Origin of the sequence: Pseudomonas fluorescens, from assembly GCF_902497855.1 — a bacterium.
Classification (GTDB): domain Bacteria; phylum Pseudomonadota; class Gammaproteobacteria; order Pseudomonadales; family Pseudomonadaceae; genus Aquipseudomonas; species Aquipseudomonas fluorescens_BI.
On sequence record NZ_CABVHU010000007.1, the window covers coordinates 150605 to 169753 of the forward strand.

A 19149-nucleotide genomic window follows, 5' to 3' on the forward strand; every position below is an offset into this window, starting at 1 on the left:
TCCCGGGGACGCTGTCACACCAGGATTAAGCCAGCATTGCGACGCGCGTCAGAGCAGGAAGCTCAGGCCAACGCAGAACAGCAAAGCGGCGAACAATCTTTTCAGCAAGCGCGGCGACAGGCTGTGGGCCAGTCGAGCACCGAGGCGGGCGAACACCATGCTGGTCAGGGCGATCCCCAGCAGCGCCGGCAAATAAATAAAACCGAGACTATGGGCCGGCAGCAAGGGATCGTGCCACCCCAGAATCATGAAACTTAATGCACTGGCCAACGCGATCGGCAGCCCGCAGGCCGAAGATGTCGCCACCGCTTGCTGCATCGGCACGCTGCGCCAGGTCAGGAACGGCACGGTCAACGAACCGCCGCCAATCCCGAAAATCGCTGAAGCCCAGCCAATCACACTGCCGGCCACGGTCAGACCGATTTTGCCCGGGACCGTACGGCTGGCTTTCGGCTTGACATCCAAGGCCAGCTGAACCGCGATGATCAGCGCAAATACGCCGATGATTTTCTGCAGGTTCGGTCCGGAGATCGCTTCGGCGGTCAGCGCGCCGAAACCGGCGCCGATGAGGATACCGACGGTCATCCAGGCAAAAATCGGCCAACGCACGGCACCGCGGCGATGGTGCTCGCGGATGGCATTGATCGAGGTAAAGATGATCGTCGCCAGTGAGGTGCCGACCGCCAGGTGGGTCAAAATCGACGCATCGAAGCCCTGCAAGGTGAAACTGAACACCAGTACCGGGACGATGATGATTCCGCCCCCCACCCCGAACAGCCCGGCCAGCACGCCTGCACAGGCGCCCAGCGCCAGGTACAGTAGAAATTCCATGGCCGTCCCCGCCCGCGTCCCGAAAATAGGAGCGGCATGGTAACGGATGCATGGCCTCAAGCTCCACTGGATGGCGATGGATACCCGCTCGATGACTGCGTAGAGTGGGCAAAAAACACACATGGATCACCTTATGTGCCTGATTGTCTTTGCCTGGCGCCCCGGTCACACCCAGCCGCTGATCGTCGCCGCCAACCGTGACGAATTCTACGCCCGCCCCAGCCTGCCGCTGGCGCAATGGCCGGAATCACCGCAGGTTTATGCCGGTCGCGATCTGGAGGCGGGCGGCACCTGGCTGGGTGTCGGCGCCAATGGGCGTTTCGCTGCGCTCACCAATATTCGCAACCCTCATCAACCACCTGCGCGAAAATCGCGAGGGGAACTGGTGGCGCGGTTTCTCGCCGGCACGCTGCCAATTGATCTCTATTTGAGCGACGTTGTTGCACGTTCGCTGGAATATGCCGGATTTAACTTGCTGGTCGGCAACGCCAACGAGCTGTGGCATTTCAATGCCCGGGAAGCTGAGGCGGTGATGCTGCCACCGGGTGTTTATGGATTATCGAACGCCGGGCTGGATACGCCCTGGCCCAAGCTGCTGAAGGCTCGGGCGGCGCTGGAGGAAGTGCTGGACGATCCGCAGCCTCAGTCGCTATTGGCGCTGCTGAACGATCCGCAGACGGCGCCCTTTGCCGAGCTACCGGATACCGGGGTGGGGTTGGCGACCGAGGCGTTGCTGTCGAGTGTGTTCATTGCCAGCCCGACTTACGGGACTCGGGCGAGTACGGCGTTGATCGTGCAGGCGGATGGGACACGACATATGGTCGAGCGGAGTTTCGGGCCGTATGGGGGCCATCTTGGGGAAGTGGAGATGAAGGTTTAGATCTGTGATGCCCGGACGGGCCTCTTCGCGAGCAGGCTCGCTCCCACATTGGATCTGGGATTAGCGCAAATCCCCTGTGGGAGCGAGCCTGCCCGCGAAAGGGCCATCAGCCTTTCAGAGAGTCTTGGCCGAAGCCGGATTGATCATCCGCGCCAATCCAAGATTCTTCAGCGCCAGTTGCAGCGAACTGTGGATCACTTGCGGATTGTCGATGGTCATCAGCTCGGCCAGCATTTCCTTGGCCCTGCTCAGGTTGATCTGCCGCAGCATCCACTTCACTTTCGGCAAGTTGGTCGCGTTCATCGACAGGCTGTCGAAACCCATCGCCATCAACAGCACCGCCGCTGCCGGGTCACCGGCCATTTCGCCGCAGATGCTCACCGGTTTGCCTTCGGCATGGGCATCGCGCACCACGTTCTGCAGCGCTTGCAGGACCGCCGGGTGCAGGTAGTCGTAGAGGTCGGCGACTCGCGGGTTGTTGCGGTCCACGGCCAGCAGGTACTGAGTCAGGTCGTTGGAGCCGACCGACAGGAAGTCCACTTGCCGCGCCAGTTCCTTGGTCTGATAAACCGCCGCCGGGATTTCGATCATCACACCGATCGGTGGCATCGGCACGTCGCAGCCCTCGTCGCGCACTTCGCCCCAGGCCCGGTGGATCAGATGCAGGGCTTCTTCCAGTTCGTGGATGCCGGAAATCATCGGCAGCAGAATCCGCAGGTTGTTCAGGCCTTCGCTGGCCTTGAGCATCGCACGGGTCTGGACCAGGAAGATTTCCGGGTGATCGAGGGTGACGCGAATGCCGCGCCAGCCGAGGAACGGGTTGTCTTCCTTGATCGGGAAGTACGACAGCGATTTGTCGCCACCGATGTCCAGGCTGCGCATGGTCACCGGCTGCGGATGAAACGCGGCGAGCTGCTCGCGATAGATCGCCAGTTGCTCTTTTTCGCTCGGGAAGCGCTGGTTGATCATGAACGGCACTTCGGTGCGGTACAGACCGACGCCCTCGGCGCCACGCTTCTGCGCCCGTGCCACGTCCGCCAGCAGGCCGGTGTTGACCCACAGCGGCATGCGGTGGCCGTCAAGGGTGATGCACGGCAGATCCCGCAGCGCATCCAGCCCGAGGGCCAGCTGTTTCTCTTCCTCGACGATCTCGGCGAAGTGCTTGCGCAGCACTTCGCTGGGGTTGGTGTAGACCTCGCCGTGATAGCCGTCGACGATCATCTGGATGCCGTCGACCTTGGAATACGGCAGGTCAACCAGGCCCATCACCGTCGGGATGCCCATGGCGCGCGCCAGGATCGCCACGTGGGAGTTGCCGGAACCGAGTACCGAGACCAGACCGACCAGCTTGCCTTCCGGCACCTCGCCGAGCATTGCCGGCGTCAGTTCTTCGCTGATCAGAATACTGTTGTCGGGATAGACCAGGGTCTGCTGACGCTCTTCCTGCAGATAGGCCAGCAAGCGTCGACCGAGGTCCTTGACGTCCGAGGCGCGTTCACGCAGGTAGGCGTCATCCATCAATTCAAAGCGGTTGACGTGTTCAGTGACCACCTGGCGCAACGCGCCCTGGGCCCACTGGCCGGTCTTGATCACGGTAGTGATTTCGCTGCCGAGCGAGGCATCGTCGAGCATCATCAGGTAAACGTCGAACAGTGCGCGCTCTTCCGGGCGCAACTGGTTCGCGAGTTTGGCTGACAAAGCGCGCATGTCGGCGCGCACGCCTTCGATGGCGGTCTTGAACAGCCCGAGTTCGGCGGCGATGTCAGTGATGGTCTTGTCGGGCACCACGTCCAGATCGGCCGGCGGCAACATGACCACCGCGGTACCGACCGCCGCACCCGGCGAACCCGGCACGCCGACGAACTTTGCTTCCTGGATGCCCTTGCCCTGACGCCCCAGGCCACGGATCGAACCGGTGGCCTCGGCGTGGGCGATAACGCCGGCGAGCTGCGCGCTCATGGTGACGAGGAAGGCTTCTTCGCCCTCATCGAACTGGCGGCGTTCCTTTTGCTGGATGACCAACACGCCGACGACGCGGCGGTGGTGAATGATCGGTGCGCCGAGGAACGAGGCAAAGCGCTCTTCACCGGTCTCGGCAAAGTAGCGATAGCGCGGGTGATCCGCGGCGTTTTCCAGGTTCAGGGGTTCTTCACGCGTGCCGACCAGACCGACCAGACCTTCGTTGGGCGCCATGCTGACCTTGCCGATCGAGCGCTTGTTCAAGCCCTCGGTGGCCATCAGCACGAAGCGATTGGACTCGGGGTCGAGCAAGTAGACCGAGCAGACCTGGCTGCCCATGGCCTCTTTGACGCGCAACACAATAATCCCCAACGCCGCCTTGAGATCCTTGGCGGAGTTAACTTCCTGGACGATCTTGCGCAGCGTATTGAGCATGGCTCGGGGTCGAACTCCGTCGTCAGTCGCGCGTTAAAAGGCGCGGGGCAAGCTCTTTGAGAGCGCGTCGATACACCTCGCGCTTGAATGTCACCACCTGGCCCAACGGATACCAATAACTGACCCAGCGCCAGCCATCGAATTCCGGTTTACCGGTCAAATCCATCCGCACCCGCTGCTCGTTCGAGATCAGGCGCAGGAGAAACCATTTCTGCTTCTGTCCGATGCACAGCGGTTGGCTGTGGGTACGGACCAGACGTTGCGGCAAACGATAGCGCAACCAGCCCCGGGTGCAGGCGAGAATTTCAACATCTTCACGTTCCAGGCCCACTTCTTCGTTCAACTCGCGGTACAAGGCGTCTTCCGGCGTCTCCTGGGGGTTGATTCCTCCCTGTGGAAACTGCCAGGCATCTTGATTGATACGGCGAGCCCATAGCACCTGGCCGGCATCATTCGTCAGAATGATCCCGACATTGGGGCGGAAACCATCGGGGTCGATCACGGCAACAACCTCGCAAACGCATGTCCCCGCATTGTTCCACAAAGGTTGTGAAGGCAGCAACGAGCCGGTCTACCTTATGTGCACTCTTGTGAAAAGTACGTATTCTGGACGCCTTTCTACAGACTTTTCAGCGAGTAACTGCAATGCGGCTGGCTTTATTCGACTTGGACAACACGCTTCTGGGCGGTGACAGTGACCACGCCTGGGGCGATTACCTGTGCGAGCGCGGCTTTCTCGACGCCGTCGCCTACAAGGCACGCAACGACGAGTTTTATCAGGACTACCTGGCCGGCAAGCTGGATAACGATGCGTACCTGAACTTCTGCCTCGAAGTCCTCGGTCGCACGGAAATGGCCACGCTTGATGAATGGCACCTGGATTACATGCGCGATTGCATCGAACCGATCGTGCTGCCCAAGGCCATCGAACTGTTGGCAAAGCACCGCGAGGCCGGCGACAAACTGGTGATCATCACCGCGACCAACCGCTTCGTGACCGGGCCAATTGCCCAGCGTCTCGGGGTCGAAACCTTGATTGCCACGGAATGTGAAATGGTCGATGGCCGTTACACCGGGCGCAGCACCGACATTCCGTGCTTTCGCGAAGGCAAGGTGACCCGGTTGATTCGTTGGCTGGAAGAGACTGGCCACAATCTGGAAGACAGCTATTTCTACAGCGACTCGATGAATGATTTGCCATTGCTGGAGCAGGTGGCGAATCCGGTGGCGGTTGATCCGGATCCTAACTTGCGGGCTGAGGCCGAGAAGCGTGGGTGGCCGGTAATGAGTCTGCGCGACTGATATCGCCTTCGCGGGCAAGCCTCGCTCCTACAGGGATTTGTGTTGGTCGCCGAAAATGGACACGACGCACACCTGTAGGAGCGAGGCTTGCCCGCGATGGTCGTTAACGATGACGCGGGTGCCTGACTCCCCGTAGCAACCTTGAGTTTTTCGCGAGCAAGCTCGCTCCTACACTGGCTTGGCGCCCATCAACCCCGCAATCGCGATGAAACAAATGAAGCTGAACAGTGCGAGGGCGAAGGTGAACTTGCCATTGCCTCCTGGTCCCTTGCTCAACTTGTTGAGTCGCACCACCAGCCAAAACCAGACCAACGCCGCCACGGTGTAAAGCACACTCGAAGCCAGCAACCAGGTCTGCCCCAACGGCCAGCCCACCAGATGCACCATCCACCACCCGGTGAACGGCATGCTCAGCAATGCCAACCCCATCAACACCCAGATGAATACCCCCGGTCGCTGCAACGTGCGAGCGTGGGCCGTCGCATCACCGTTGCGCCGCGCACGCCAGACCCAGACCGCCAGCCCCAGCGCGCTGATCAATAGCAACACCGTCGCCACGATGTGCGCCACTTTCAGCGCGGTTAACGTTTCCATGAATCGATTCCTTATAGGCTGCCCATCAGCGTAGCCCCTCAGCCGAGGAACAGCTGATAGGCCGGGTTGTCGCTTTCATCCCAGTACGGGTAGCCGATTTCTTCCAGTGCCGCCGGCACCAGATGACGTTCACCATGGGGTACTTGCAGGCCGGCAACCACACGGCCATCAGCCGCGCCGTGGTTGCGGTAGTGAAACATCGAAATGTTCCAGCGCCCGCCGAGCTTGTTGAGGAAGTTGAACAGCGCACCGGGCCGCTCCGGGAATTCAAAGCGCAATACCACCTCATCGACGACATGGGCCGCACGCCCGCCGACCATGTGACGGATATGCAACTTGGCCAGTTCGTTGTCGGTCAGGTCGAGTACCGGGAAGCCCTGTTCGGTCAGACTGGCCAGCAGCGCACTGCGCGGATCGTTTTCCGGGTGCGTCTGCACGCCGACGAAGATATGAGCTTCGCTGCCGGTGTTGTAGCGGTAATTGAATTCGGTGATCTGGCGCTTGCCGATGGCTTCGCAGAACGCCTTGAAGCTGCCTGGCTTCTCGGGGATGGTCACGGCGATGATCGCCTCGCGGCCCTCGCCCAGTTCGGCACGTTCTGCCACGTGACGCAGGCGATCGAAGTTGACGTTGGCCCCGGAATCGATGGCGACGAAGGTATGCCCGGTGATGCCATGTTGCTCGACGTACTTCTTGATCCCGGCGACCCCCAAGGCCCCGGCAGGTTCGGTGATCGAGCGGGTATCGTCGTAGATATCCTTGATCGCCGCACAGATCTCGTCGGTGCTGACGGTGATCACTTCATCCACATGGTCCTTGCAGATATCGAAGGTGTGCTGGCCGATCTGCGCCACCGCGACGCCGTCGGCGAAGAGGCCCACGGTCGGCAGCACCACACGCTCGCCAGCCGCCATGGCGGCTTGCAGGCAGTTGGAGTCGTCGGGTTCGACGCCGATGACCTTGATTTCCGGACGCAGGTATTTCACATACGCGGCGATTCCGGCAATCAGCCCGCCACCGCCCACCGGGACGAAAATCGCGTCCAGGCGCCCCGGGTGCTGGCGCAGGATTTCCATGGCCACCGTGCCCTGCCCGGCAATGGTATGGGGATCGTCGTAGGGGTGGATGTAGACGTAACCTTTTTCGTCCACCAGTTTCAGCGAGTAAGCCAGGGCTTCCGGAAACGAATCGCCGTGCAGCACGACCTTGCCGCCACGGGAGCGCACGCCTTCGACTTTGATTTCCGGCGTGGTCTTGGGCATGACGATGGTGGCTTTCACACCCAGCACCTTGGCCGCCAGGGCCAGGCCTTGGGCGTGGTTGCCCGCCGAAGCGGTAACGACGCCGCGCGCGCGTTCTTCATCGGACAGCTGGGTGAGCTTGTTATAAGCGCCGCGAATCTTGAACGAGAACACCGGCTGCAAGTCTTCGCGCTTGAGCCAGATATCGTTGCCCAGCCGCTCGGAAAGCTGGCGGGCAGTCTGCAGAGGGGTTTCTACGGCAACGTCATAAACGCGCGAGGTGAGGATCTTTTTGACGTACTGTTCGAGCATCGGAAAGCATCACTGAGCGAGTTGGGCAGGGTCAAGGAGTCTAACCCGGCTTTCGGGCGGGCGACCACACTTGTAGGAGCGAGGCTTGCCCGCGAAAGCGATCTAGCTGTCAATATTTATGCTGCATGTGACGGCATCTTCGCGGGCAAGCCTCGCTCCTACAGTTAATGGTCCAGTAATGGTCCAGTTAGGGTCACGGGTGCAGGTAACCGTCGCGGCCCGCCAATCGGGCAATGACCTTCCCCGCCCCGAAGCCTATAATGCCGGCCTTTCGTCCCTCCTTCGGCACCTCGGAGCCCGCATGACCCAGGATCAACTCAAACAGGCAGTGGCTCAGGCCGCCGTCGACTTCATCCTTCCGAAACTCGATGACAAGAGCATTGTCGGGGTCGGCACCGGCTCCACCGCCAACTGTTTCATCGATGCCCTGGCCCGGCACAAGGGCGCGTTCGACGGCGCGGTCGCCAGCTCCGAAGCCACCGCTGCGCGCCTCAAGGGCCACGGCATTCCGGTGTATGAGCTCAACACCGTCAGCGACCTCGAGTTCTACGTCGACGGCGCCGATGAAAGCGATGAGCACCTGAACCTGATCAAGGGCGGCGGTGCAGCCCTGACCCGCGAGAAGATCGTCGCGGCCGTGGCCAAGACCTTCATCTGCATTGCCGACGCCAGCAAACTGGTACCGGTCCTCGGCGAATTCCCGCTGCCGGTGGAAGTGATCCCGATGGCCCGCAGCCATGTGGCCCGCGAGCTGGTGAAGCTCGGCGGCGACCCGGTTTACCGTGAAGGCGTATTGACCGATAACGGCAACATCATCCTCGATGTGTTCAACATGCAGATCACCAACCCGGTCGAGCTGGAGACGCAGATCAATGCCATCGTTGGCGTGGTCACCAATGGGTTGTTCGCGGCACGCCCGGCCGACTTGCTGTTGCTGGGCACCAGCGAAGGCGTAAAAACCCTGCGCGCCCAATAAGCCGTACGCAGCCCCCCGTGTAGGAGCTGGCTTGCCAGCGAAGGCGGCGTAACAGTCGACATAAATGTTGAATGTGACGGCCTCTTCGCTGGCAAGCCAGCTCCTACAGGGCGAAAGCGGCGTAACAGTCGACATAGATGTTGAATGTGACGGCCTCTTCGCTGGCAAGCCAGCTCCTACAGGGCGAAAGCGGCGTAACAGTTGACATGGATGTTGAATGTTAGGGCCTCTTCGCTGGCAAGCCAGCTCCTACAGGGCGAAAGCGGCGTAACAGTCGACATAGATGTTGAATGTGACGGCCTCTTCGCTGGCAAGCCAGCTCCTACAGGGGGGGCGTGTTTGGGCTTCAGGGTTGTGGTGGTTGCTTGAAGACGTAGAACAGGTTCGGCTCGCTCACCAGGTACATAGTGCCGTCGTCATCCATCGCAATCCCTTCCGCTTGCGGCACGGTTTTGCGCAACCCCTGACGCCCCTTGCTCAATGACATGGTGCTCAGCGGTCGCCCATCCACATCCAGCTCCAGAATCAGCCGCGACTCGTCGGACAACGCCAGCAAGTGTCCGCTGCGCTCGTCGTATTGCAGGCTCGACAGGTCCCGCACGAACATCCCGGCATCGCGCTTGGGATTGTTGACCACGTGCACCGCATAGGACTTTTCCGGGTTGTAATGCGGGAAACCCTGTACTTCGTAGATCAACATCGGATCGCGCTCCTTGGCGACGAACAGGCGCTTGCCCACGGAGTCATAAGCCAACCCCTCAAAGCCCTTGTTGCCGCTCATGTGCACGCCGAGGGTGATCTGTTCGGCATCTTGCGCATCGAGGAACGTCGTGTCCTTTTCCAGGTGAATCTTGATCAGTCGTTGCGTACGCTCGTCAGTGATCACGTAAGTGTCGGCACTGATGAACTCCACCGCTTCCGGATCGCCGAAGCCGACCAGCGCCACGCGCCGGATAATCCGGCCGTCCAGAGACAGTTCGATCAGCTCGGAGTTTTGGTTGGTGACCGTGAACAGACTCTTGCGCACCGGATCGAACGTCAGCGCGGAAACATCGTCGTCCAGGCCTTCGATGACGCGCGCCTCGAGCGTGACCTGATAGCGATCCAGGCCGATGGACTGCGCGCTCTCCGGTTGCCAAAGCGTGTGCATGTTGAACCAGGCGCGCTCGAACAGGCGCAGGTACTGGCCGAACGCAACCAGCACGATCAGCGCAATCGCCAGGAACATGAGAATCAGGGGCTTGGGGCGGGCAAGTCGGCGCATTCAAGTGGGCTCGGGTTCAAGACAGGCTGATGAAATACCATGGCAGTCTGAATTGAAGCTTAATGGCCAGTGGCCTTGTACCACAACCTATGCATTCAATCGACGCAGGAGCTGCCGCAGGCTCGGGCCGCGTTCGGCAGCTCCTACCAGGGGGGCGCTATTTGTTCTTTTCGAAGCGGTAAAACAAATTCGGTTCGCTCACCATGTACAGCGTGCCTGCCTCATCCATGGTGACGCCTTCAGCGCGCGGAATGGTGTTCTTCAAACCATTGAAACCACCGAGCAGGGTCATGAAGCTGACCTGCTCGCCCTTTTCGTCCAGCTCCAGCAACAGGTGAGAATCGGCGGACAATACCAGGGTGTGGCCGGTGCGCGGGTCGATGGCCAGGGCCGACAGGTTGCGGATGTCCAGTTCATCACTGACGATTTTCTGCTTGTCGCCCGTGAGGGTCTGGCTGCCATCGCTTTTCCAGCTGAACAACGCCGGTGGACGCTCTTCACCCAGCAACAACTGCTGGTTGCGCGAATCCCAGGCGATTGCCTCGAAGGCCTTGTTCTGGTTTTTCGAAGGGCCGAGGTCGTATTTCGGGAAGTCGGCGATATTCAGTTCGCGCGTATCGGCATCGACCTTGACGATAGAGAGCAGGTGATTGCGTTCATCGACTATGGCCAGCAGACCATTGCCCATCGCGGTCACCCCTTCCGGATTGCTCCAGCCCACCAAGGGGATTTTGCGCAGGACATCGCCCTGCAAGGTCAGCTCGACCAGGAACGGTTTATTGCCCATGACCGAAAACAGGGTTTTGGTCTGCGGGTCGTAGGTTAGGTCCGAAGCCTCGTCCTTCTCCATGCCCGGCAGCAACTTGGCGTCGATCACCGCGCGGTAATCCGGCAACCAGATGCTCTCCTGGCGCTCAGCCGGGCTTTCGAAACGCTCCTGCACCCAGAGCACGCCGCGGTCATCCCAATGCATCGCGAATGCGAGGCCGTACGCGGCGGCGGCCACGAGTAACAGCCAGGAATACCAGCGCAAGAAAAAGCGCGGGCGGCGGGCAGGTTTGAGCGTGGGCAGCGATTGGGTCGGCATCAAGGAAAACGTTCCAGAAATTCAGGCAAAGGGTAATAGCACAAATGGGCTCGGCTCAGACGCAGCATGCCCCGGAATTATCCAGACAAGATGTGAAAAAAACGGAAAATGGCGGGAAAGCCCTACACAGTAATCGTTCCCACGCTCTGCGTGGGAATGCCGCCATGGACGCTCCGCGTCCGCTTCGAGATGTGACGCGGAGCGTCACGGGATGCATTCCCACGCAGAGCGTGGGAATGATCATTTGGCGTGGACTAGCGGACGCTGCTGGTGAAGCTGCTGGCGCCCGGCAATTCCAGCACCAGTTCGTCACCGACGTTCAGCGGACCAACGCCCACCGGTGTGCCGGTGAGGATCACGTCACCGGCCTGCAGCGAGAAGCAGCCAGCCATGTACTGGATCATCGGCACGATCGGATTGAGCATGTCCTTGCTATTGCCATCCTGGCGCACTTCGCCGTTGATGGTCAGGCGAATACCGATATCGCTCAGGTCGGCAAAGGTGCTGCCGGACACGAACGGTGCAATCACCGCCGCCCCGTCGAACGACTTGGCAATCTCCCAAGGCAGACCCTTGGCCTTAAGTTCGGCCTGCTTGTCGCGCAGAGTCAAATCCAGGGCCGGGGCGAAACCGGAGATGGCGTCGAGCACTTCTTCACGGTTGGGTGTGGTCGACAAAGGCTTGCCGATCAACACCGCGATTTCCGCTTCGTAATGCACCGAGCCACGCTCGGTCGGAATGCTGAAACCGCCTTCCAGCGACACGACGCAACTGCCCGGCTTGATGAACAGCAAGGGCTCGGTAGGCACCGGGTTATCCAGTTCCTTGGCGTGTTCGGCGTAGTTGCGGCCGATGCAGACCACCTTCCCCAATGGGAAGTGAATGCGCGTACCGTCGACATACTGGTGCTGATAGCTCATTGACCGACTCCTGGTTCGTGCTCTTAAAGTTCGAAGAATCAAACAGCGAAAATCTTGCCCGGGTTCATGATTCCGTTCGGGTCGAATACCGCCTTGACGGCTTTCATGTACTCGATCTCCACCGGTGAGCGACTGTAGGTCAGGTAATCACGCTTGGTCATGCCCACGCCATGTTCGGCGGAAATCGAGCCGTTGTACTTCTCTACGGTCTCGAACACCCACTTGTTGACGGTCGCACACTTGGCGAAGAACTCGTCCTTGCTCAGATTTTCCGGCTTGAGGATGTTCAGATGCAGGTTGCCGTCGCCGATATGGCCGAACCAGACGATCTCGAAGTCCGGGTAGTGTTCGCCGACGATCGCGTCGATTTCCTTCAGGAACGCCGGCACTTTCGACACAGTGACCGAAATGTCGTTCTTGTACGGCGTCCAGTGGGAGATGGTTTCGGAGATGTATTCGCGCAACTTCCAAAGGTTCTGCAGCTGGGTTTCGCTCTGGCTCATGACCCCGTCCAGCACCCAACCCTGCTCGACGCAGTGCTCGAAGGTTTCCAGGGCCAGGTTGGCCACCTCTTCGGTGGTTGCTTCGAATTCCAGCAGTGCGTAGAACGGGCAATCGGACTCGAACGGCGCCGGCACGTCACCACGGCCCATGACTTTTGCCAGGGCTTTGTCGGAGAAGAATTCGAACGCGGTCAGGTCGAGCTTGCTCTGGAAGGCGTGCAGCACCGGCATGATCGAATCGAAATCGGCGGTGCCCAGGACCATGGCCGTGAGGTTTTTCGGCGCACGGTCCAGGCGCATGGTCGCTTCGACCACAAAACCGAGAGTGCCTTCAGCACCAATGAACAACTGACGCAGGTCGTAGCCGGTGGCGTTCTTGATCAGGTCCTTGTTCAGCTCCAGCAGATCGCCCTTGCCGGTCACGACTTTCATGCCGGCGACCCAGTTGCGGGTCATGCCGTAGCGAATGACCTTGATCCCGCCGGCATTGGTGCCGATATTGCCGCCAATCTGACTGGACCCTGCCGAGGCGAAGTCCACCGGGTAGTACAGGCCTTTTTCTTCAGCCACGTTCTGCAACTGTTCGGTGACCACGCCCGGCTGGCAGACGGCGGTGCGGTCGGTCAGGTTCACGTCGAGGATCTGGTTCATGTAGTCGAAGGACACCACCACTTCGCCATTGGCCGCCACGGCAGCGGCGGACAGCCCGGTGCGGCCGCCGGATGGCACCAGTGCCACCTTGTGCCCGTTGGCCCAGCGCACAATGGCCTGAACCTGCTCGGTGGTCTTGGGAAACACGATGGCTGTCGGGGCCGGGGCGAAATGCTTGGTCCAGTCCTTGCCGTAAGCATTCAGGGAGTCGGCGTCGGTCAGCACCTTGCCAGGCTCAACCAGGGTCTTCAGCTCATCAATCAGGGCAGGATTGGTCATCGACAGAACTCTCGAACAATTCATGGTCATCCTGAGAACGCTTCACGTCGCAGGAATGGGTGTTTAGCGGGGCGCTTATGCTAGCATACCGACCCCGCAGGAGAGTGCCCAACGGCAACTCTGCGGCGACGGCTTTCTTGCCGTCCGGGTCAGCGTCTGCTGGCTATTTCCTGCCATTTTTCTCCGGGATACAGGTTTACGCAGATGAGCAAGACTTCTCTCGATAAGAGCAAGATCAAGTTCCTTCTTCTCGAAGGCGTCCACCAATCGGCTGTCGACGTTCTCAAGTCGGCTGGCTACACCAGCATCGAGTACCTCACCGGTTCTCTGCCGGAAGCACAGCTGAAGGAAAAGATCGCTGATGCTCACTTCATCGGCATTCGCTCCCGCACGCAACTGACCGAAGAAATCTTTGATCAGGCGAAGAAGCTGGTGGCGGTCGGCTGTTTCTGCATCGGCACCAACCAGGTTGACCTGAACGCAGCGCGCGAACGCGGGATCGCAGTGTTCAACGCGCCGTACTCCAACACGCGTTCCGTTGCCGAGCTGGTACTGGCCGAAGCGATCCTGTTGCTGCGCGGTATCCCCGAGAAGAACGCTTCCTGCCACCGTGGCGGCTGGATCAAGAGCGCAGCCAACTCCTTCGAAATCCGCGGCAAGAAGCTGGGCATCGTCGGTTACGGCTCGATCGGTACCCAACTGTCGGTCCTGGCCGAAGGCCTGGGGATGCAGGTGTATTTCTACGACACCGTGACCAAGCTGCCACTGGGCAACGCCACTCAGGTGGCGAGCCTGACGGAACTGCTGGGCATGTCCGACATCGTCACCCTGCACGTTCCGGAAACCGCGGCGACCCAGTGGATGATCGGCGAGAAGGAAATCCGCGCCATCAAGAAAGGCGGGATCCTGATCAACGCCGCTCGCGGCACCGTGGTCGAACTGCAAGCCCTGGCGGACGCGATCAAGGACAAGCACCTGATCGGCGCAGCCATCGACGTGTTCCCGGTGGAGCCACGCTCCAACGAAGAAGAGTTCGAAAGCCCGCTGCGTGGCCTGGACAACGTGATCCTGACCCCGCACATCGGTGGTTCCACCGCTGAAGCGCAAGCCAACATCGGTCTGGAAGTGGCAGAAAAACTGGTCAAGTACAGCGACAACGGTACCTCGGTATCGTCGGTGAACTTCCCGGAAGTGGCCCTGCCGGCTCACCCTGGCAAACACCGCCTGCTGCACATCCACGAAAACATTCCGGGTGTGATGAGCGAGATCAACAAGGTCTTCGCCGAAAACGGCATCAACATTTCCGGTCAGTTCCTGCAGACCAACGAGAAAGTCGGCTACGTCGTGATCGACGTCGATGCCGACTACTCGGAAATGGCGCAAGAGAAGCTGCAGCACATCAACGGCACCATTCGTTGCCGTGTACTGTTCTGATAGTGACTTGAGTGACAAAAAAAGGAGCCCCTCGGGGCTCCTTTTTCATGGGCGCAACTAAGGTTACTTGACGTTGACGGTGATTTTCTCCGACACGATCGGCGGATCGAACGGCATGTGGCCGCTATCGCCCAGCTCCAGCTGCAAGGTGTGTTTGCCCGGCGTCAGCTTTACTTCAGCCTGGGTCTGGGCCTTGCCGAAATGCAGGTGGTTGGCATCGTTGGGGATCGGCGCACCGGCGGCTGGCAGTTCATCGACATCGATCAGCAAGTGGTGATGACCGGTGTTCTTGGTGACATCACCCGCAGGGGCCAGCGCAATGTTCTCGACAGCGAACTTGACGACGACGGTTTGCGGAACCGTGGCTCCGTCCGCGGGAGAAACGATGGACACTTCTGCACCTTTGGGCGCCGGTGTAGCAGCCGTTGCCAGCATCGAAGCCCCCATCAACAGGCCAGCCAATGCTGCTCGTGACATAAAGGTTTTCATTCTCTTCTCCAGTTTTTCCATAAAATGGGTGCGGCCATGACAACTTCACGGCCATTCGTTGTCGAAGGCTCTCGACAACCATAGCAAAGCGAGCCTGACCCAGAGCATCGCGATAATGAATTCAAAGGAGTGACCATGCGTTTTTTGCCTGGCCTGATCTGCCTGCTACCCCTTTTGAGCCCCTTGGCTCATGCCGAACTGATTGACGATGTAAACGACCGTGGCGAATTGCGCATTGCCCTTGAGGCTAATACACCACCCTTTAATTTCAAGAACGATGGCAAACTGACGGGCTTCGAAGTCGAATTAGGCCAGTTGTTGGCCCAGGAACTGGATGTGCGGTCCGACTTCGTCATTACCGATTCCGGCGACATGCTGGCCGGTGTCGAAAGCGGCAAGTACGACGTCGCCATCAACCACATAGCAGTGACCCCGGATCTCAAGGATCGTTTCGACTTCAGCGCACCTTACATTCACACGGATGCGCAGTTGGTCGCGCAGAAAGACGAGCAACCGCGCTCGATTCTGTTGGTGCAGTCGCTGACGGAAGAAAAACCCAAAGCCGCGCCTGCGGTGAGCCTGGCGATTCCGTTCCAGAAGGGCAACCCGGCGTTTCACGCCAGCCTGGAGAATGCATTGCAGCGGATCAAGGCGGATGGGCGATTGGGGGCGCTGGAGCAGAAGTGGTTTGGGGCGAATACGAGCATGGCGCCCAAACCCTGAAGCCACTGACGGTCCCCCTGTAGGAGCTGGCTTGCCAGCGAAGGGGCCATCAAATTCAACACAAATGTCGGCAGACAGGCCGCCTTCGCTGGCAAGCCAGCTCCTACAGGGGTTTTGTGTGAGGCGTTAGATTTTCAGCGCGGCGGCCGCTTCAGCCATTTCCAGCTCACTGAAGACCTGAACACCATGGCGCTTGAGCAACGCCGCCGTCACACCTTCACCGCTGACCTTCACCCCACTGAAGGTCCCGTCATAGGTCAGCAAATTCCCGCAAGACGGGCTATTGGCCTTGAGCACGGCGACGCGGATGCCGTGCTTTTGCACCAGTTCCAACGCCTGATAAGCCCCCGAGAGAAACTCGGCACTGACATCCGCGCCCTCGGTGGTGATCACCGACGCATGACCATCGAGCACCTCACCCCCCTGCCCGCCCGGAATTTCTGCTGCCGCCCTGGGCGTCGGCAACCCGCCGGCCACCTCCGGGCACAACGGCACGACCCGTCCTTCGTCGAGCCACTGCTGGAGCTGATCGAACGGCCCGCTGGCCCCGCCGTCGTAACGTACGCGGTGACCCAGCAGGCAACGGCTTACCAGAATTTTCTGCATGATCAGAACGGCTCGTTACCGCGACGCCGGAACCAGCCGGTCAACGACAGGCGCTCGCGCATCGCGGGCAGGACTTCGTGCGGCACCTCACCCGACAGGAATACCACCAGGCATCCGCCGACAGGCACCACATCGTATTCGCCCCCCTCATCCAGGTACATGCGCAGCTGACCGCCGTGCTCGGGCAGCCAGTCGTCATTGAGGTAAACCACCGCCGAGACCATGCGCCGGTCGTCGTCGCGGAAGCGGTCGAGGTGCTTGAGGTAGAAAGCACCGGGCGGATACAGGGCAAAATGGCTTTCGAAATCTTCCAGGCCCAGGTACAAACCGCGATTCATCGCCTCGCGCAGGCTGTCCATCAGCATCAGATAACTGTCGCAAGCCAGCGCCTGCCCCGGCTCGATCCACTGGATATGGTCGCCGCGAATCCCCTCGCGAACCTCCGATGTCGGCCCGCGGCCCACGGCGGCCGGGGCCAGTTCACCCTCGGCTGCACGTTTACGGCACTCGGCCGCCAGTTCCCGGGTCAGACCCAGAGGCAGGAAAACATTCTGCTGCGACCAGCCGTGCTCGGCCAGGTCGTCGACGATACGTAACAGCAGCGGGTGATCAGAGGATATTTGCATGGCGCGCATAGTATTCCTGTGCCTGAAAATCCGACAGAGCCGCGCAGCGGGTTGATACGAATTCTCGACAAGTACCCATGCCCCACGGAGAATAGTCGCCTGCCGACAGGAGCCCCTATGCGTCGTTTGCTTTTCTCACTGCTGATGTTCTGCGTTATGCCCGCCTGGGCAGACGGCCACGACCAGTTGTACAAGGTCGCCGGCTGGCCAGAACAACGCGCGCATTTCAACGACGCTCTTTCCGCCGCTCAACAGCGCTACCAGAACAGCCTGCCGCCGGCGGTATTCCAGGCGCTGGTCAACAACAGCAATCAACGCTTTGCCCCCAAGGCCGTGGACCAGCGCGCCGAAGCACAACTGCGCAAGACCCTCGCCGATCCGAAACCGGCGCTGACGTTTTTCCAGTCCCCCCTGGGCAAAAAAATCGTTGCCGCCGAACTGCTGGCGACCCGTCGCGACCAACTGGCAAAAAACGCCAAGGGTTTACCGAAGATGCAGGCCAGTGACAGCCGCCTGCTGATCATCGGCCACCTGGCCCAGGCCCTGCCCGCGCGCGAGGCAGGCGCCGAAGTCAGCCTGGCGATTGCCGGTGTCGCGGCCGACAGCCTGAGCTCGATGATCCCCGGCCTGCTCGGTGGCGGTCAGGCGCAAGGCATGTTGAACGGGCAGCGCCAGCGCCTGATGGACCAGATCGGCAGCGATTTGAATAACACGCTGCTGTATGTCTACCGTGATCTGTCGGATAACGAACTGGAGGAATTCGCCACCTTTGCCGAGTCGGCAGAAGGCCAGGCTTATTACCGGGCGGCGTTGGCGGCGATTCGGGCGGGCTTGGCGGTGGGGCAGGATACTTCCACGCTTCGCCAGTAATCTCTGGTGCCTGCAAGGGCCTCTTCGCGAGCAAGCCCGCTCCCACATTTGAGCGCTGTCGTACACAAAATCAGTGTTCGCTGCAGATCCAATGTGGGAGCGGGCTTGCTCGCGAAGGGGCCACAACTGACGCTAAAGATTCCGACCCTTGATCCGCTTGCTCAAAAACCCGAAATACTCCCCCCGCAACGCCAGCGTCTCATTCGCCAGATGATGCCGCGCCTGCGGCAGCATCAGCACCTGCGGCCGATCGAACTTGGCCTTCAACACGGCAAGGTTATGCTGCCAATCCACCGTCATATCCGCCTGCCCCTGCACAATCAGCGGCCGCCGCGTGCTGCCAGGCGCGGCTTCGATACGCTTGATCCACCGCGCCAACGCACCGACCCAGGCGGTGGGCAAACGCAGCGGCTGCAACGGATCAGCCTGTAAAAACGGCAAGAAATCCGGGTCGTTGGAGTTCTCGCTGAAGCGTCGGGCGATGGCTTTGACAAAAGGCTTGAGCAAGTAATAACTCACTTGCGACCAGCCCCAGGCCCGTGGCCGCACTAATGGCGACAGCAGGATCACCTGCCCTTGCGCCGGACTGCTCGCCCCCGCGTTGAGCACATGGTCGATAACGATCGCACCACCAGTGCTTTGCCCGCACAGGTGCCAAGGCTGGGGCAGATCGAGAGCGCGCGCCTCGACGAACAAGCCTTGCAGCGTGTCCTGATATTCGGCGAAATCCTTGATGCTCGCGCGTTCACCGCTGGACAGGCCATGCCCTGGCAAGTCGCAGGCAATCACGGCAAACCCCTGGTCCAGCGCCCACTCGATCACATGTCGGTAGAGCCCGGTGTGATCATAAAAACCGTGGAACAAAAACAGCGTCGCCCTGGCCTGCTGCGGCCACCAGAACTGGCAGACCACCTCATAACCATCCACCTCGAAACGACCCAGGCCGCTGCGCAGGTCTCGCCCCGGAAAATCGAGCCCGTAGAAACGCTGGTAGGCCAACGCTTCCACCGAGAGCGGCCGCGCCTCAGCCAGTGGCTGCAGACTGGCACGCAGATGATCGGGGTCGAAAGTGGCAGACATGGACGATTCCAGCGCATGAAACGGCGTTTATGGGCCTGCGATATTCATCTGTCGCGGCAAGCATGGCAAGCTGGGCGACCTTCGAGG

The 19149-nt window shown here is 60.3% G+C and carries 19 protein-coding genes; 6 read left to right on the top strand and 13 right to left on the bottom strand.

Annotated elements, in window-relative coordinates:
* Positions 1–48: 48 nt before the first annotated feature.
* On the bottom strand, positions 49–831 hold the full coding sequence (locus tag F8N96_RS15940; protein WP_150767617.1) for a sulfite exporter TauE/SafE family protein: 783 nt from the start codon (positions 829–831) through the stop codon (positions 49–51).
* Between the two features lie 133 nt (positions 832–964).
* Here F8N96_RS15940 and F8N96_RS15945 point away from each other — a divergent pair, with 133 nt between their 5' ends.
* On the top strand, positions 965–1711 hold the full coding sequence (locus F8N96_RS15945; protein WP_150798605.1) for an NRDE family protein: 747 nt from the start codon (positions 965–967) through the stop codon (positions 1709–1711).
* Positions 1712–1825: 114 nt separating this feature from the next.
* On the opposite strand, the gene ptsP is transcribed toward F8N96_RS15945, so the two are convergent.
* Positions 1826–4105, bottom strand: a complete 2280-nt coding sequence (ptsP, locus tag F8N96_RS15950) for a phosphoenolpyruvate--protein phosphotransferase (protein WP_150798606.1) — start codon at positions 4103–4105, stop codon at positions 1826–1828.
* Positions 4106–4127: 22 nt separating this feature from the next.
* Positions 4128–4607 carry an RNA pyrophosphohydrolase gene (locus tag F8N96_RS15955; protein WP_007945562.1) on the bottom strand — a complete coding sequence of 160 codons (480 nt, stop codon included), beginning with the start codon at positions 4605–4607 and terminating at the stop codon, positions 4128–4130.
* Between the two features lie 143 nt (positions 4608–4750).
* On the opposite strand from F8N96_RS15955, the gene F8N96_RS15960 reads away from it, so the two are divergent.
* A complete protein-coding gene (locus tag F8N96_RS15960) occupies positions 4751–5407 on the top strand; it encodes an HAD family hydrolase (RefSeq protein ID WP_150798607.1) in 657 nt (218 codons plus the stop codon).
* A gap of 168 nt (positions 5408–5575) precedes the next feature.
* Here F8N96_RS15960 and F8N96_RS15965 read toward each other — a convergent pair whose 3' ends face one another.
* The gene (locus F8N96_RS15965; RefSeq protein WP_150798608.1) at positions 5576–6001 is read right to left on the bottom strand and encodes a DUF2269 domain-containing protein; all 426 of its coding nucleotides are present in this window, start codon (positions 5999–6001) and stop codon (positions 5576–5578) included.
* A 38-nt stretch (positions 6002–6039) separates the two neighbouring features.
* Entirely contained in the window at positions 6040–7554 is a 1515-nt protein-coding gene (gene ilvA / locus F8N96_RS15970) for a threonine ammonia-lyase, biosynthetic (protein WP_150798609.1), read from the bottom strand.
* A gap of 301 nt (positions 7555–7855) precedes the next feature.
* Here ilvA and rpiA point away from each other — a divergent pair, with 301 nt between their 5' ends.
* Positions 7856–8530, top strand: coding sequence for a ribose-5-phosphate isomerase RpiA (gene rpiA / locus F8N96_RS15975; RefSeq protein WP_150798610.1), 675 nt, complete (start codon positions 7856–7858; stop codon positions 8528–8530).
* Between the two features lie 346 nt (positions 8531–8876).
* Here rpiA and F8N96_RS15980 read toward each other — a convergent pair whose 3' ends face one another.
* The 4 genes from F8N96_RS15980 to F8N96_RS15995 all read right to left on the bottom strand — a co-directional run bounded on the left by F8N96_RS15980 (position 8877) and on the right by F8N96_RS15995 (position 13234).
* A complete protein-coding gene (locus F8N96_RS15980) occupies positions 8877–9794 on the bottom strand; it encodes an SdiA-regulated domain-containing protein (protein ID WP_150798611.1) in 918 nt (305 codons plus the stop codon).
* A gap of 157 nt (positions 9795–9951) precedes the next feature.
* Positions 9952–10881 (bottom strand): SdiA-regulated domain-containing protein, encoded by a 930-nt coding sequence (locus F8N96_RS15985; RefSeq protein ID WP_150798612.1) that lies wholly within the window; start codon positions 10879–10881, stop codon positions 9952–9954.
* Between the two features lie 254 nt (positions 10882–11135).
* Positions 11136–11801: a fumarylacetoacetate hydrolase family protein gene (locus tag F8N96_RS15990; RefSeq protein WP_150798613.1), complete on the bottom strand. Its 666-nt coding sequence runs from the start codon at positions 11799–11801 to the stop codon at positions 11136–11138.
* A 38-nt stretch (positions 11802–11839) separates the two neighbouring features.
* Positions 11840–13234, bottom strand: a complete 1395-nt coding sequence (locus tag F8N96_RS15995) for an FAD-binding oxidoreductase (RefSeq protein WP_150798614.1) — start codon at positions 13232–13234, stop codon at positions 11840–11842.
* Positions 13235–13438: 204 nt separating this feature from the next.
* Here F8N96_RS15995 and serA point away from each other — a divergent pair, with 204 nt between their 5' ends.
* A complete protein-coding gene (gene serA / locus F8N96_RS16000) occupies positions 13439–14668 on the top strand; it encodes a phosphoglycerate dehydrogenase (RefSeq protein ID WP_150798615.1) in 1230 nt (409 codons plus the stop codon).
* Between the two features lie 63 nt (positions 14669–14731).
* On the opposite strand, the gene F8N96_RS16005 is transcribed toward serA, so the two are convergent.
* Complete coding sequence (locus tag F8N96_RS16005) at positions 14732–15157, bottom strand: DUF4399 domain-containing protein (RefSeq protein WP_046045167.1); 426 nt, start codon at positions 15155–15157, stop codon at positions 14732–14734.
* A 135-nt stretch (positions 15158–15292) separates the two neighbouring features.
* Between F8N96_RS16005 and F8N96_RS16010 the strand changes: the two genes are divergently transcribed.
* Entirely contained in the window at positions 15293–15880 is a 588-nt protein-coding gene (locus tag F8N96_RS16010; RefSeq protein ID WP_150798616.1) for a transporter substrate-binding domain-containing protein, read from the top strand.
* A 126-nt stretch (positions 15881–16006) separates the two neighbouring features.
* Here F8N96_RS16010 and F8N96_RS16015 read toward each other — a convergent pair whose 3' ends face one another.
* Together F8N96_RS16015 and F8N96_RS16020 are read right to left on the bottom strand one after the other, a co-directional pair.
* A complete protein-coding gene (locus tag F8N96_RS16015) occupies positions 16007–16486 on the bottom strand; it encodes a DUF523 domain-containing protein (RefSeq protein WP_150798617.1) in 480 nt (159 codons plus the stop codon).
* Positions 16487–16488: 2 nt separating this feature from the next.
* Positions 16489–17121 (bottom strand): 2OG-Fe(II) oxygenase, encoded by a 633-nt coding sequence (locus tag F8N96_RS16020; RefSeq protein ID WP_150798618.1) that lies wholly within the window; start codon positions 17119–17121, stop codon positions 16489–16491.
* 108 nt (positions 17122–17229) lie between these two features.
* Here F8N96_RS16020 and F8N96_RS16025 point away from each other — a divergent pair, with 108 nt between their 5' ends.
* A complete protein-coding gene (locus tag F8N96_RS16025) occupies positions 17230–17982 on the top strand; it encodes a DUF2059 domain-containing protein (RefSeq protein WP_150798619.1) in 753 nt (250 codons plus the stop codon).
* Between the two features lie 132 nt (positions 17983–18114).
* Here F8N96_RS16025 and F8N96_RS16030 read toward each other — a convergent pair whose 3' ends face one another.
* A complete protein-coding gene (locus F8N96_RS16030) occupies positions 18115–19062 on the bottom strand; it encodes an alpha/beta hydrolase (protein ID WP_150798620.1) in 948 nt (315 codons plus the stop codon).
* Positions 19063–19149: the final 87 nt, after the last annotated feature.